This is a genomic window from Kitasatospora sp. NPDC006697 (assembly GCF_042869935.1).
In the GTDB taxonomy this organism is placed as follows: Bacteria; Actinomycetota; Actinomycetes; order Streptomycetales; family Streptomycetaceae; genus Kitasatospora.
In genome coordinates, this window is record NZ_JBIAGU010000025.1 from 99,029 (window position 1) to 112,716 (window position 13,688).

Genomic DNA, 13,688 nt, shown 5'->3' on the forward strand with positions numbered 1-13,688 from the left:
CCGAGGCGTTCGAGCACCGCAGCAGTAATCCACGAGCACTCCAGAACGGCATGCCAGGCTCGAACCCGTTCGCACGCGTAAAAGGAGGCATGATGGCGATTCACGCCAGCGACTTCGAGCGTTCAGGAAACGGACAGACCGACCCAGAACAGACCGTACTGCCGCAGCAGCGAAGACTTCCAGGGGAGCAGCAGCGGCGCGGTCAGGTGATGACCACCAGGACCGGTCTGCGGATGCCTGACGGGACGCCGTTCGAGGAGTGGGAGCGGGCCGGCCGCCAGCTCTCCGGCATCGTCGACTCCTCCTCCTGGTGGCTCGGCGACTGGCTGGTGTTCGGCAAGGACCACTACGCGGACCGCTACCAGCGCGGCATCCGGGCCGTCGGCCTGCAGTACCAGACCCTGCGCAACTACGCCTGGGTCGCCCGCCGGTTCGAGTTCTCCCGCCGCCGCCCGGCGCTGACCTTCCAGCACCACGCCGAGCTGGCCTCGCTGCCGCCCGAGCAGCAGGAGATCTGGCTGGACCGCGCCGAGCAGGACCGCTGGACCACCAAGCAGCTGCGCCGGGCGATCTGCGCCTCCCGCCAGGACCCCTCGCGCACCGGCGCGCCGGCCGAGGCGACCCGCCGGCTGGAGCTGCCGGGCAGCCGGCTGCAGTGGTGGCACCAGGCCGCCGAGCAGCTGGGCATCGACTTCGAGCAGTGGGTGATGTCCACCCTCGACAGCGCCGCCAGCATCGCCCTGGAGAATCTCGGGGACCTGCCCGACGTGCGCCAGATCACCGCGATCGGCGCGCTGGGCGAGGGCGAGCACCCGGTGGCCGTCAGCGCCTGAGCAGCGGCTCGGCGCTGGGGCCCCGAGCCGTCAGGGCCCCGGGGCTCAGGGCAGCTTGGCCATCAGGTCGGCGGTCGCCCGCTTGTGCCCGCAGGGGCTGCCGGCGAACGAGGCCAGGACCCGCTCGCGGACCTCCTCGGGCTGCTCCTGACTGAGCTTGAACATCCCGTCGGCGCCGGTCACCCGGATCCGGAAGGAGCCCACCGCGGGTGCGATCTTGCGGAAGTAGCCGAGCGACTCGGTCATGTCCCAGCCGTCGCCGAAGCGCTCCTCGAAGGCGCGCACGGTGGCCTTGACGACCTCCAGGGTGTCCTCGAGGGAGTCGAACTTCTCCACCGTGCCGCGCACGTGCACCGAGGTGAAGTCCCAGGTCGGAGCGGCCGGGGTGACCTGGTAGACGGTCGGCGAGACGTAGGAGTTGGGGCCGGTGAAGGTCAGCAGGACGGTGTCGCCGTCCTCCAGCGCCTTCCAGTGCGGGTTGGCCTGGTTCATGTGGGCCAGCAGCACCAGGCCGGACAGGTCGCCGGGGAACTCCGAGCCCGGCTGACCCGGGTCCGGGATCACCGGCAGGTGGGTCGCGAACGGGCCGTCGACCAGGTTCCCGTTGGACACCGCGAGGGCCAGCGGATTGGCCCGGATCAGATCGATCTTCCACGAACTGTCCGGGTCGGAGTAGAAACTCGGAACGAACATCCAGATTTCACCCTCTCAGTGCTCCGGAACACGGCACAACCCTCCCGGGCAATGACCCGGGGGCGGACTCCGACGGACTCGGCGAACGAGTCCACCGGAAATCCCGGCCGACCCTACCGCCGTCCCGTCGACCGGACAACGAATGCCGGGCGCAAGTCGCCTCAGGCGACTCTGCAACGGTTCTCCTCCGCTCTTCATGTTGACTTCGAGGAGTTCTCCGGCGCAATACTGAACCTCCGTCTCCCGGGACACCGGTGGAGATTTCAACACGCAACGCAAGCGGGAGAATTTCTATGGGTACAGCGGGTAGCCGTAACCAGGAGATCCACGACGTGGTTGGCATCGGGTTCGGCCCGTCCAACCTGTCGCTCGCGATCGCCTTGGAAGAGCACCAGACCACGTCCCCCGGGCAGCCGGTGAAGGCCGCTTTCTTCGAGCAGCAGGCCGAGTTCGGCTGGCACCGCAACATGCTGCTGCCGAACGCGACGATGCAGATCTCGTTCCTGAAGGACCTGGCCACTTTCCGCAATCCGACCTCCCGGTTCAGCTTCGTCTCGTACCTGCACGCGGCGGGCCGGCTGGTCCAGTTCGTGAACAATCAGGACTTCTTCCCGACCCGTCGGGAGTTCCACGGCTACCTGGAGTGGGCCGCCGCCCAGGTCGCCGACCGGGTGAGCTACGGCAGCCGGGTCACCGCCATCCGGCCGGTGCCGGGCGGCGTGGCCGGCGTGGCCGACCTGCTCGACGTCGAGGTGAGCGGCCCGACCGGCACCCGGGTGGTGCGCACCCGCAACGTGGCGGTCTCCACCGGCCTGGTGCCGCGGCTGCCGGCCGGCGTCACCAGCGACGAGCGGGTCTGGCACAGCTCGGAGTTCCTGGCCAAGTTCGGCGCGGCCGACAAGGCCGGCCTGCGCAGCGTCGCGGTGGTCGGGGCCGGCCAGAGCGCCGCCGAGATCGCCCGGTACCTGCACGACAACCTGCCCGCGGCCCAGGTCTCGGCGGTGGTGCCGTCCTACGGCTACACGGTCGCGGACGACACCCCGTTCGCCAACCAGATCTTCGACCCGGCCGCGGTGGACGAGTACTACTTCGGCGGCGCGCGGGCCCGGGACGCGTTCTGGCGCTACCACCGCAACACCAACTACTCGGTGGTGGACTCCGACGTCATCCGGGACCTGTTCCAGCGCACCTACGACGAGCAGGTGGAGGGTGCCAAGCGGCTGCACTTCCGCAACCTGACCAAGGTCGCCGAGGTGCGCCGGGTCGGCGACCGGACCCGGCTGGTGCTGGACGCGCTGCTGGACGGCGAGCCGCAGCACCTGGACGTGGACGCGGTGGTCTTCGCCACCGGCTACGACGTGCTCGACCCGGCCCGGCTGCTCGGCGACTTCGACCGCAACTTCCTGCGCGACGAGGCCGGCCGGCACCAGGTGGAGCGCGACTACCGCCTGGTCAGCTCGGTCGAACTGGGATGCGGTGTCTACCTGCAGGGCGGCACCGAGCACACCCACGGGCTGTCCTCGTCGCTGCTGTCGAACATCGCGGTGCGCAGCGGCGAGATCGCCGACTCGATCGTGCTGCGGCGCGCCGAGCAGCAGCTCACCCAGGAGCGCGCCGTGGTGCGCGCGGCCGCCTGACCGGCGCCGGAACGGCAGAGCGCGGGGCGCGCCCCAGTGCTGACGGTCCAGCACCGGGGCCCACCCCGCACTCTGCCTGCCCGCCCCCGACGGGGGAGGTCACCTCAGGCGGCGACCTGGTCGGCGGCCATCGCGTCGCGCAGGCTCTTGGGACGCAGGTCGGTCCAGTTCTGCTCGACGTACTCCAGGCACTGCTGGCGGTCCTCCGCCCCGAAGGCGACGCGCCAGCCGGCCGGCACCTCGGCGAACGACGGCCAGAGCGAGTGCTGCTCCTCGTCGTTCACCAGGACGAAGAAACGGCCGTCGGCGTCATCGAACGGGTTGCTGCTCATCATTCCACTCCAATTCAAGCCGTCCTCGATCCACTTCCGAGTGGAGGTGGACCATCATTCAATTAGTGGGATGGAGTCGGCGGAACCGCCGGCTCGATCATGGCACCTTTCCGGCGTTCCGTGGAGCCCCGCCGGCGGACAACGCACAGCAAAAATGGCCGGGCGCCCCACCGCGCCCGTCCGGTCAACCGGACATCCGGCTGCCGACGACCCGGACTCCACTGTTTTCACAGGTAGTCGACAACAAAGCTTCCGACCGAGCCGACCGGCTCGCAATGATGGATCCGAAACTACAGCCTGGACCGTGATTTTCACCCCGGCCGGCGATTGCGAGGTTTCTCATGACGACCAGTCCGCATCCGGCCCTGGCCAAGGCCCGGTCCGTCAGCGAGGCGCTGCCCTGGCTGGCCCGCCACCAAGGCCGGACGGTCGTCATCAAGCTGGGCGGGCATGCCATGGTCGATCCCGAGCTGACGGCCGGCTTCGCCGCCGACATCGCCTTCCTGCGCTACGCGGGCCTGCGCCCCGTGGTGGTCCACGGCGGCGGCCCGCAGATCGACCGTGAGCTCGAACGCCTGGGCCTGGAACGGGAGTTCAGGGCCGGACTGCGGGTCACCCCGCCGGTCGCGATGGACATCGTCCGCATGGTGCTGGCCGGTCAGGTGCAGCGCGAGCTGGTCGGCCTGATCAACGGTCACGGCCCGCTGGCGGTCGGGATGACCGGCGAGGACGCCGACACCCTGGTCGCCACCCGGCTGGTGCCGTGGATCGACGGCGAGCCGGTGGACGTCGGCCGGGTCGGCCGGATCACCCGGGTGGACACCTCCACCATCGAGACCCTGCTGGACGCCGGGCGGATCCCGGTGCTCTCCTCGGTCGCCCGCAGCGCCGAGGACGGCGACGTCTACAACATCAACGCCGACACCGCGGCCGCCGCCCTGGCCACCGCGCTGGGCGCCGAGGCCCTGATCATCCTCACCGACGTCCGCGGCCTCTACGCCCGCTGGCCGCACAGCGACGAGGTGATCAGCCGGCTCACCGCCACCGAGCTCGAACTGCTGCTGCCCAGCCTCTCCGACGGCATGGCCCCCAAGATGGCCGGCTGCCTGGACGCGGTGCGCGGCGGCGTCCGCGCGGCCCGGGTGATCGACGGGCGGGTGCCGCACTCGATCCTGCTGGAGATGTTCACGGACGAGGGCTTCGGCACCGTGATCGTCCCGGACCAGGAGCCGAAGCAGGCCCGGGAGCGGGAGCGGGCGGCGGCGCTGGTGCCGACGCCGGTAGCGGCCGGTGCGACGCCTCAAATGATGTCATGGTCATGACCATGGCACTATGGAGTGGAGCCACTATGACGACACCTTGGCCCAGAACTTCCGACGAGTGGCACCACATGGCGTCAGACGTGTGCCATGATGACGCCATGGAGATGACAGCTCCGAGCCACACCCCTGGCGGCCGGATCCGGCTGCGGTTCGCCGCACCGGAACAGCTCGACTCGGCCGCCGCGCTCTTCGGCTCGGCGCACCCCGACCGCGAAGGCCTGGCGCTGGCCATCCCCAGCGACGGCAGCCTGCCCGTGCTGCGGGCCGTCATCGCGGCACTGGACGAGGCGGGGATCGCCCCCGAGACGATCACCGCCCACTCCGGCGAACTCGACGACGTGTTCGCGGCCCTCGGCGGCCCGTCCTGGTCCGGGGACCAGGACAGCCACTGGGAGTACTGACCCCCCCGCCCCTGACCGGCACCACCCGACCCCAACAGGAGTCCTTCCGATGGCCACCTTCCTCTACAAAGTGGGCCGCTTCGCCTTCCGCCGCCGCGGCCTGGTGACGCTGCTGTGGCTCGCCGTCTTCGTTGGGGTCGGCTTCGCCGCATCCTCCGCCCCGCCGCCCCCGCCGGACACCTTCTCGATGCCGGGCACCGAGTCCCAGCAGGCCTCCGACGTGCTGCAGGCGAAGTTCCCCGCCGCCGGCGTCACCGGTGCCACCGCCCGCGTGGTGGTCCGCACCCCGGACGGCGGAAAGCTCACCGACCCAGCCCACAAGGCGCAGGTCGAGCACCTGGTGGCCGCGCTCGCCGCCGGCCCGCAGGCCGCCTCCGCCACCGACCCGTTCAAGACCGGCTCGCTGAGCCACGACGGCACCACCGCCTACACCGTGGTCACCTACCAGGTCGCCGCCACCAAGCTGACCGACGCCGCGCACAAGGGCCTGACCACGGCGCTGGACGGGACCCGCGCCGAGGGGCTGACCGTCGAGGCCGGCGGTGACGCCGTCCCGGTCGCCGGCGGCATGAGCGGCTCCGCCGAAGGCATCGGCATCCTGATCTCCGCGGTGGTCCTGCTGCTCACCTTCGGCTCGATGATCGCCGCCGGCATGCCGCTGCTCACCGCGCTGATCGGGGTGGCCATCGGAAGCGCCTCGATCACCGCGCTCGGCAGCACCCTGGGCCTGTCCACCACCACCTCGGTGCTCGCCATGATGATCGGCCTGGCGGTCGGCATCGACTACTCGCTCTTCATCATCTCCCGCTACCGCACCGAGCTCGCCGAGGGCCGCGACCGCCAGGACGCCGCCGGACGGGCCGTCGGCACCGCCGGCTCGGCCGTGGTCTTCGCCGGCCTCACCGTGATCGTCGCGCTGGCCGGCCTCGCCGTGGTGAACGTCCCGATGCTCACCAAGATGGGCCTGACCGCCGCCGGCACCGTCGCCATCGCGGTGCTGCTCGCGGTCACCCTGGTGCCCGCCTTCCTCGGCTTCGCGCCGATCCGGGTGATGCCCCGCCGCGACCGCCGGGCCCTGCGGGGCAAGCCGCTCTCCGCCCGCCAGCAGCGCAAGGCCGACAAGCGCGCCGCCCGCCAGAAGCCCAACCTGGGCACCCGCTGGGCCGCCCTGGTGGTCCGCCGCCCGCTCAGCGTCCTGGTGCTCGGCGTGGTCGGCCTGGGCATCATCGCGGTGCCCGCCGCGAGCCTGAAGCTCGGCCTGCCCGGCGACGGCCAGATGCGCACCGACACCACCCAGCGCAAGGCCTACGACATGCTCTCCGGCTCCTTCGGCGCCGGCTTCAACGGGCCGCTGACCCTCACCGTCCAGGCCGCCGACGCGAGCGCCGCGGCCAAGGCCGTCGGCGGCAAGCTGGAGCACCTGGGCGGCGTCGCCTCGGTCAGCCCGGCCACCGCCAACGCCAAGAACGACACCGCCGTCCTCACCGTCATCCCGACCACCGGCCCCGACGACCACGCCACCGGACAGCTCGTCAAGTCCATCCGCTCGCTGGAGGGCGGCTTCAAGGCCGACCCCGGTGCCACCGTCCTGGTGACCGGTCAGACCGCCCTGATCGACGACTTCTCGCAGACCCTCCAGGACACCACGCTGCCCTACCTCGGTCTGGTGGTCGGCCTGGCCTTCGTCCTGCTGGTGCTGATCTTCCGCTCGGTGCTGATCCCGCTGAAGGCGGCCCTCGGCTTCCTGCTCTCGGTCGGCGCGGCGCTCGGCGCGGTGGTGGCGGTCTTCCAGTGGGGCTGGCTGGCCAAGCAGCTCGGCGTCAGCACCCAGGGCCCGATCATGAGCACCCTGCCGATCTTCATGATCGGCGTGGTCTTCGGCCTCGCGATGGACTACGAGGTCTTCCTGGTCACCCGGATGCGCGAGGCGCACGTGCACGGCGCCCAGCCCGCCGAGGCCGTGGTGCACGGCTTCCGCTACGGCGGCCGGGTGATCGGCGCCGCCGCGGTCATCATGACCAGCGTCTTCTCCGCCTTCGTCCTGGAGAACAACGACTTCGTCAAGATGGTCGGCTTCAGCCTCGCCGCCGCCGTCTTCTTCGACGCCTTCGTGGTACGGATGGCCATCGTGCCGGCCGTGCTCGCCCTGCTCGGCCGGTCCGCCTGGTGGCTGCCCCGCTGGGTCGACGCGGTGCTGCCGAACATGGACGTGGAGGGCGCCAAGCTGGACCGGCTGACGGTCAGCCAGATCCCGGCCTCCGTCCCGCAGGCCCAGCCGTACCCGCAGCAGTACCCCGGGCACAGCGAGCAGTACCCGCAGTACCAGCAGCCCACCGAGGCGCCGCGGCAGCAGTACTCGCACTCGAACTCGCGCTGATCCCCCCAGCGCGGAAGCCCGGAGGCCTCTCGGCCTCCGGGCCCTCGCGTTTCCGCTACAGCTCCAGGGTGCAGCACTTCACGCTGCCGCCGGCCTTCAGCAGCTCCGTCAGGTTGACCCCGATCGGCCGGTAGCCGCGCTCCGCCAGCTGCCCGGCCAGCCCGGTGGCGGCCTGCGGCAGCAGCACGTTGAGGCCGTCGCAGAAGGCGTTCAGGCCGAACACCGCGGCGTCCTGGTCCGAGGCGAGCACCGCGTCCGGGAAGAGCCGGCGCAGCACCGCCTGGCTGCCCGGGCTGAACGCCGCCGGGTAGTACATGACCTCGCCGGGGCCGAGCACCGACAGGGCGGTGTCCAGGTGGTAGAAGTTCGGGTTCACCAGGCTCAGGCTGATCACCGGCACGCCGAAGAACTCCTGCGCCTCCAGGTGCGAGCGCGGGTCGGTGCGGAACCCGGTGCCGGCCAGCAGCAGGTCGCCGACCTGGAGGTAGTCGCCCTCGCCCTCGTTGATGAACTCGGGCCACAGGATGTCCTGGTAGCCGTTGGCGGCGAACCAGTCCAGGTAGGCGGGGCCCTCGGCGGTGCGCTCGCGGTGCCGGAACCGGGCGCCCAGCACCTTGCCGCCGACCACGGTCGCGCCGTTGGCGGCGAACACCATGTCCGGCAGGCCCGGCACCGGCTCGACCAGCTCGACGGTGTGGCCGAGCGAGCGGTAGAGGCCGTGCAGCTCCTCCCACTGCACCAGCGCCGAGCCGGCGTCGGTCGGCTTCTCCGGGTGCATCCACGGGTTGATGCTGTAGTTGACGTCGAAGTACTCGGGGCGGCACATCAGCAGGCGGCGCGGGACCACCGCGCGGCCGGCGGAGACGGTACTGGTCATGGTGGTGCTCTCCTCGCGCTCTGGCGGTGCGATTCACGGTGGAGCCGCACGCACGGTAGCCCCGTTCGTGCGCTTCCCCCGGATTCCTCCACCGGCCCTCGAACCGGCCACTAGGCAGCGGCCCGATCCTGACGGCATGACGGTGGTCGGCAGGACAGCGGCGATCCGAACCGTGGACGAGGCACTGGCGGACTGCGCCGCGGGCAGACCGGGCACCCTGCTGGTCGACGGGCCCACCGGCAGCGGCAAGAGCGACCTGCTGCACACCGTGGTCGAACAGGCGACGGCGATCGGCGCCCTGGTCCTGCACGCGGTCGGCACGCCCACCGGACGCGGCACCCCGCTGGACCTGCTGCACCGACTCCTCGTCAGCGATCGCACCGGCGCCCTCGGCGCCCTGGAGCCCTCCACCGCCGACTGCCTGCTGCGCTGGGACGCGGCACTGCGCCAACTGAGCCGCACCACCCCGGTCGTGCTCTGTGTCGACGACGTCCAGTACGCCGACCGCGCCTCGCTCACCGTGCTGCGCTACCTCGCCCGGCCCGCCCGCTCGGGGCGCTTCCTGCTGGTCCTCGCGGGCACGGGCGATCTGCCGCGCATCCCGGGAGCCCGGCAGGTCCGACTCGAACTCCTCACCCCGGTCGAGGTCGCCGAACTCGCCGGCGACACCGACCGCGCGGTGTTCCTGCACGGCGCCAGCGGCGGCAACCCCCTGCTGCTCCGCGCCCTCCTCGCGCGGCCCGACACCTTCGCCCTGGCGGTCGGCGCCTGCCTGCACCGCTGCGGCCCGACGGCGGCCGCCGTCGCCCAGGCGGCCGCGGTGCTCGGCACTTCCACCACCCCGGACCGCGTTGCCCTGCTCCTCGGTACCACCCCCACCTCCGCCCGCCAGGGCCTCGCGGTGCTGACGGCCGCCGGCCTGGCCGACGGCACCACCCTCCGCCCGCAAGCCGTCCGCGCCGCCGTGCTGACCACCCTCGGCCCGCCCCGCCTGGCCGACCTCCACCGCCGCGCAGCACTCGCCCTGCACCGCACCGGCGCCCCCGCGAGCCAGGCCGCCGACCACCTGCTCGCCGCAGCCGCCCGCACCCCCGACCCCTGGCCCGCCACCCCGGCCGAGGTGGACCTGCTGTGCGAGGCCGCCACACCCGACGACGGCGTCCACGCCCTGCGCCTGCTCGAACTCGCCCACCGCCTCTGCCCGGACACCCAACAGAGGAAGGTCATCGCCGCCCGCCTGGCCCGCCTCCTCTGGCAGTTCAACCCGGCAGCGGCCGAACGCCTGATCTCCGCCCGCCTCACCACCGCCCAATCGGCCGGAGCCGGGGCACGGAGCTGACGTTCCGCCGCACGGCGCGGAATTCGCTCGCCCCAGCTGCGCCAGGGCGAGCACAATCACCCGGTGCACCTCCCCGCGCTGCTGGCCGCCATCGAGAGCGGCGACGAGAACTCGGTCCTCGACCTCCTGGACAGCGTCCGCTCCGACGAGTTCACCGGCGAGCAGGCGACCACCCTGCTGTCTGCCGCCGCGCACGCCGGTCTCGACGAAGCGGTGCGACAGCTCATCGACGGCGGCGCCGATCCGACCCGCCCGTGGGCCGACGGATCCGACCCGGTCAGCTGGGCCACCGAACGCGGTGACTACACCGTGCTGCTGGCCCTGCTCTCCCGCAGCCATGACCAGCACCGGCCGGACAGCCCGCAGCGCCGGGCCCTGCGAGCCGCCGAAGCCGCGCTCGGCGCAGCCACCCCGGGCGAGCCCGGCCCGCCGCCGGCCCACCTGGCGATCGTCAGCCACCTGGAGGCCGCGCTCGGCATCCACCGCACACCGGACGAACTGTTGGCCCGTGCGCTGGTGCACGCGCTGCCCCAGCATGACGACTGGTTCGAATCGGTCTCCCAACTGAGCTACCGCACCACCTGGGAGACGTTCGAGTGGATCAGCGTCCTGGTCAGCGACACTTGCTCCGTGGCCCGTCGGCGCTTCGGTCTGGACGTCCTGCGGTTCATGACCTTCGGCCTCCCCTCGCCGCACGGCCCGTCGGCGGCGGACGACTACCTGACGGACGAACTGCCGTTCGCCCGTCAGGCCACCGACCTGCTCTGCCTGCTGCTGGACACCGAGCAGGACCCCTACGCCCTGCGCAGCGCCATCGCCGCCTTCGGCTCCTACTGCGCGTCGGACGAGATCCGGGCCGTCCTGGGCCACGCCCGCCACCCCGACCCGGGGATCCGCCGCGAGGTCGCCGGCCTGATCGCCACCAACCGCTCGACCACCGTCACGGCCGACGACCCCGAGATCCTCGCGGCTATGATCCGCCTGACCGGGGACCAGGCCTCCGAGGTGCGGGCCGCCGCGCTCAGCGCACTCACCGCGTCCACCACCGACACCCCCGCCCTGCGCGAGGCGCTGACGGCCCGCCTCGGTGATCCGCACTTCGACGCAAGACTGCACGCCGCCTCGGCCCTGGTCCTGCGCGGGGACGAGCGCGGCCGCCCCGTCCTCGACGAGATCCGACGCGGCATCAGCAGCCACCGCAGCCCGGGCGCGCTGGCGCTGGATGCCCTCGACTACAGGCTTCGCTCCCACGCCACTCGGCGCTGACTTACGCCAGACGGCGTCGCTCAGGTCCAGGGCGTACAGCTCCGACACCTAAGCCGCCACCCGCGCCCCCACCAGCAGCTCCTCCGCCCCCTGCTCCAGCAACGCCCCCGCCACCCGCACACCCAACTCCTCCGCCCCACCCACCGGCCCCGAGCAGCGCGCCTCCACCTGCCGCCTCCCGTCCACCGACGTGACCTGCCCGTGCAGCGTCAGCACCCCGCCCACCGCCTTCCCGAACGCCCCCACCGGCACCGAGCACCCGCCGTGCAGCTCCGCCAGCATCGCCCGCTCCGCCGTCACCTCCGCCTCCGTGACCGGATCACCCGCACCACCCAACAACTCCCGCGCCAGCGCGTCGTCCTCCCGCACCTGGATGCCCAGCGCCCCCTGCCCCGGGCTCGGCGGGAACAGGTCGACCGGCAGCACCTCGCTGATCTCCGCCTCCCGCCCGAGCCGCCGCAGGCCGGCCGCCGCCAGCACCACCGCGTCCAGCCGCTGGGTCCGCAGCCTGCCCAGCCGGGTCGGCACATTGCCCCGGATCTCCACCGGCACCAGGTCCGGCCGCACGTGCAGCAGCTGCGCGATCCGCCGGGACGCGGACGTGCCGATCCGCCCGCCCCGTGGCAGACCGGCCAGCGTCGAGCCGCAGAGCGCGTCCCGCACGTCCTCGCGCCGCGGCGGCGCCAGCAGCACCAGGCCGGGCGGGTTCGCGGTCGGCAGGTCCTTGAGCGAGTGCACGATCACATCGACCTGCCCCGACACCAGCGCGTCCACCTGGTTCGCCGAGAAGGCCGAGCCGCCACCGCGCTCGGAGACCGCCCGCAGCGCCGAGCGCCGGTCCTGGTCGCCCGCCTCCAGGATCACCTGGTGCCGGAAGACCACCTCCGGGAACCGCTCCCGCAGCGGCGCCAGGAACAGCTTCACCTGCGTCCTGGCCAGCTGACTGGCCCGCGAACCCACCACCAGCTCGACCACGGTCAACTCCTCACATCGGCGGGTTGCCGTGCTTGCGGCTCGGCAGGTCCGCGTGCTTGGTCTGCAGCATCGCGAGCGCGGCCGCCAGCGCGCTGCGGGTCTCGGCGGGGTCGATCACGTCGTCCACCAGGCCGCGCTCCGCGGCGTAGTAAGGGTGCATCAGCTCGCTCTTGTACTCCTGGATTTTCTGCGCCCGCATCGCCTCCGGATCGTCCGCACCGTTGATCTCGCGGCGGAAGATCACGTTGGCCGCGCCCTCGGCGCCCATCACGGCGATCTCGTTGGTGGGCCAGGCGTAGGTGAGGTCGGCGCCGATCGACTGGGAGTCCATCACGATGTAGGCGCCGCCGTAGGCCTTGCGCAGGATCAGCGAGATCCGCGGCACGGTGGCGTTGCAGTAGGCGTAGAGCAGCTTGGCGCCGTGCCGGATGATCCCGCCGTGCTCCTGGTCCACACCCGGCAGGAAGCCCGGCACGTCCAGCAGCGTCACGATCGGGATGTTGAACGCGTCGCACACCTGCACGAACCGCGCCGCCTTCTCCGAGGCCTCGATGTCCAGCACACCCGCCAGCACCTGCGGCTGGTTCGCCACGATCCCCACCACCTGGCCGTCGATCCGGGCCAGCGCGCACAGGATGTTCCGGGCCCAGCGCTCGTGCACCTCCAGGTACTCGCCGTCGTCGACGAGCTCCTCCACCACCTTCGCCATGTCGTAGGGCCGGTTGCCGTCCAGCGGCACCAGGTCCAGCAGCGCTTCGCAGCGGCGCTCCGCCGGGTCCGCGGTCGCGGCGTGCGGCGGGTTCTCCCGGTTGTTCTGCGGCAGCATCGACAGCAGGTAGCGGACCTCCTCCAGGCAGGTCCGCTCGTCGTCGTAGGCGAAGTGCGCCACCCCGGACACCTCGGCGTGCACGTCCGCACCGCCGAGGCCGTTCTGCGAGATCTGCTCCCCGGTGACGGCCTGCACCACGTCCGGGCCGGTGATGAACATCTGCGAGGTCCCGCGGACCATGAAGACGAAGTCGGTCAGCGCCGGGCTGTAGGCCGCGCCGCCCGCACACGGGCCGAGCATCACCGAGATCTGCGGGATCACCCCCGACGCCCGGGTGTTGCGCTGGAAGATCCCGCCGTACCCGGCCAGCGCGCTGACGCCCTCCTGGATGCGGGCGCCCGCGCCGTCGTTGAGCGAGACCAGTGGCGAGCCCGCCGCGATGGCCATGTCCATGATCTTGTGGATCTTCTGCGCGTGGGCCTCGCCCAGCGCGCCGCCGAAGATCCGGAAGTCGTGCGCGTAGACGAAGACCGTCCGACCCTCCACCGTGCCCCAGCCGGTGATCACCCCGTCGGTGTACGGCTTCTTGGCCTCCAGCCCGAACCCGGTCGCCCGGTGCCGGCGCAGCTGCCCGACCTCCTGGAAGGTGCCTGGGTCCAGCAGCAGCTCGATCCGCTCGCGCGCCGTCAGCTTGCCCTTGGCGTGCTGGGCCGCGGTCGCCTGCTCGCCCGGGCCGGCCTCGGCGGCCGCCCGGATCCCGTGCAGCCGGGCGACCCGGCCCCGGATGTCGTCCGCTCCGAGTGCGACCGGAGCCAGCTCAGTGATTGTTGACATGTCGTCAGATCCGTTTCCGGGGACCCGGAGCCA

General features: G+C 71.9%; 12 protein-coding genes. 7 read left to right on the forward strand and 5 right to left on the reverse strand.

The window, feature by feature from the left end; all coding sequences use genetic code 11:
- The first annotated feature begins 209 nt into the window (after positions 1–209).
- Positions 210–833: an LmbU family transcriptional regulator gene (locus ACFYNO_RS29165; RefSeq protein WP_388018987.1), complete on the forward strand. Its 624-nt coding sequence runs from the start codon at positions 210–212 to the stop codon at positions 831–833.
- 45 nt (positions 834–878) lie between these two features.
- On the opposite strand, the gene ACFYNO_RS29170 is transcribed toward ACFYNO_RS29165, so the two are convergent.
- Positions 879–1,526 carry an FMN-binding negative transcriptional regulator gene (locus ACFYNO_RS29170; protein ID WP_388018990.1) on the reverse strand — a complete coding sequence of 216 codons (648 nt, stop codon included), beginning with the start codon at positions 1,524–1,526 and terminating at the stop codon, positions 879–881.
- 293 nt (positions 1,527–1,819) lie between these two features.
- On the opposite strand from ACFYNO_RS29170, the gene ACFYNO_RS29175 reads away from it, so the two are divergent.
- The gene (locus tag ACFYNO_RS29175; protein ID WP_388018993.1) at positions 1,820–3,163 is read left to right on the forward strand and encodes a lysine N(6)-hydroxylase/L-ornithine N(5)-oxygenase family protein; all 1,344 of its coding nucleotides are present in this window, start codon (positions 1,820–1,822) and stop codon (positions 3,161–3,163) included.
- A 104-nt stretch (positions 3,164–3,267) separates the two neighbouring features.
- On the opposite strand, the gene ACFYNO_RS29180 is transcribed toward ACFYNO_RS29175, so the two are convergent.
- Entirely contained in the window at positions 3,268–3,495 is a 228-nt protein-coding gene (locus ACFYNO_RS29180; RefSeq protein ID WP_388018996.1) for an MbtH family protein, read from the reverse strand.
- Positions 3,496–3,836: 341 nt separating this feature from the next.
- Here ACFYNO_RS29180 and argB point away from each other — a divergent pair, with 341 nt between their 5' ends.
- The 3 genes from argB (at position 3,837) to ACFYNO_RS29195 (ending at position 7,595) form a co-directional block, all read left to right on the forward strand.
- Positions 3,837–4,817 (forward strand): acetylglutamate kinase, encoded by a 981-nt coding sequence (gene argB, locus ACFYNO_RS29185; protein WP_388019003.1) that lies wholly within the window; start codon positions 3,837–3,839, stop codon positions 4,815–4,817.
- Between the two features lie 98 nt (positions 4,818–4,915).
- The gene (locus tag ACFYNO_RS29190) at positions 4,916–5,218 is read left to right on the forward strand and encodes a hypothetical protein (RefSeq protein WP_388019009.1); all 303 of its coding nucleotides are present in this window, start codon (positions 4,916–4,918) and stop codon (positions 5,216–5,218) included.
- A 49-nt stretch (positions 5,219–5,267) separates the two neighbouring features.
- Positions 5,268–7,595, forward strand: coding sequence for an MMPL family transporter (locus ACFYNO_RS29195; protein WP_388019011.1), 2,328 nt, complete (start codon positions 5,268–5,270; stop codon positions 7,593–7,595).
- A gap of 55 nt (positions 7,596–7,650) precedes the next feature.
- Here ACFYNO_RS29195 and ddaH read toward each other — a convergent pair whose 3' ends face one another.
- Positions 7,651–8,472 carry a dimethylargininase gene (gene ddaH, locus ACFYNO_RS29200; protein WP_388019013.1) on the reverse strand — a complete coding sequence of 274 codons (822 nt, stop codon included), beginning with the start codon at positions 8,470–8,472 and terminating at the stop codon, positions 7,651–7,653.
- Positions 8,473–8,608: 136 nt separating this feature from the next.
- Between ddaH and ACFYNO_RS29205 the strand changes: the two genes are divergently transcribed.
- Together ACFYNO_RS29205 and ACFYNO_RS29210 are read left to right on the forward strand one after the other, a co-directional pair.
- Entirely contained in the window at positions 8,609–9,811 is a 1,203-nt protein-coding gene (locus ACFYNO_RS29205; protein WP_388019015.1) for an ATP-binding protein, read from the forward strand.
- Positions 9,812–9,874: 63 nt separating this feature from the next.
- Positions 9,875–11,077: a HEAT repeat domain-containing protein gene (locus ACFYNO_RS29210; RefSeq protein ID WP_388019018.1), complete on the forward strand. Its 1,203-nt coding sequence runs from the start codon at positions 9,875–9,877 to the stop codon at positions 11,075–11,077.
- 48 nt (positions 11,078–11,125) lie between these two features.
- Here ACFYNO_RS29210 and hemC read toward each other — a convergent pair whose 3' ends face one another.
- Positions 11,126–12,052 (reverse strand): hydroxymethylbilane synthase, encoded by a 927-nt coding sequence (gene hemC, locus ACFYNO_RS29215; protein WP_388019020.1) that lies wholly within the window; start codon positions 12,050–12,052, stop codon positions 11,126–11,128.
- Positions 12,053–12,062: 10 nt separating this feature from the next.
- Positions 12,063–13,655: an acyl-CoA carboxylase subunit beta gene (locus ACFYNO_RS29220; RefSeq protein ID WP_388019023.1), complete on the reverse strand. Its 1,593-nt coding sequence runs from the start codon at positions 13,653–13,655 to the stop codon at positions 12,063–12,065.
- Between the last annotated feature and the right edge of the window lie 33 nt (positions 13,656–13,688).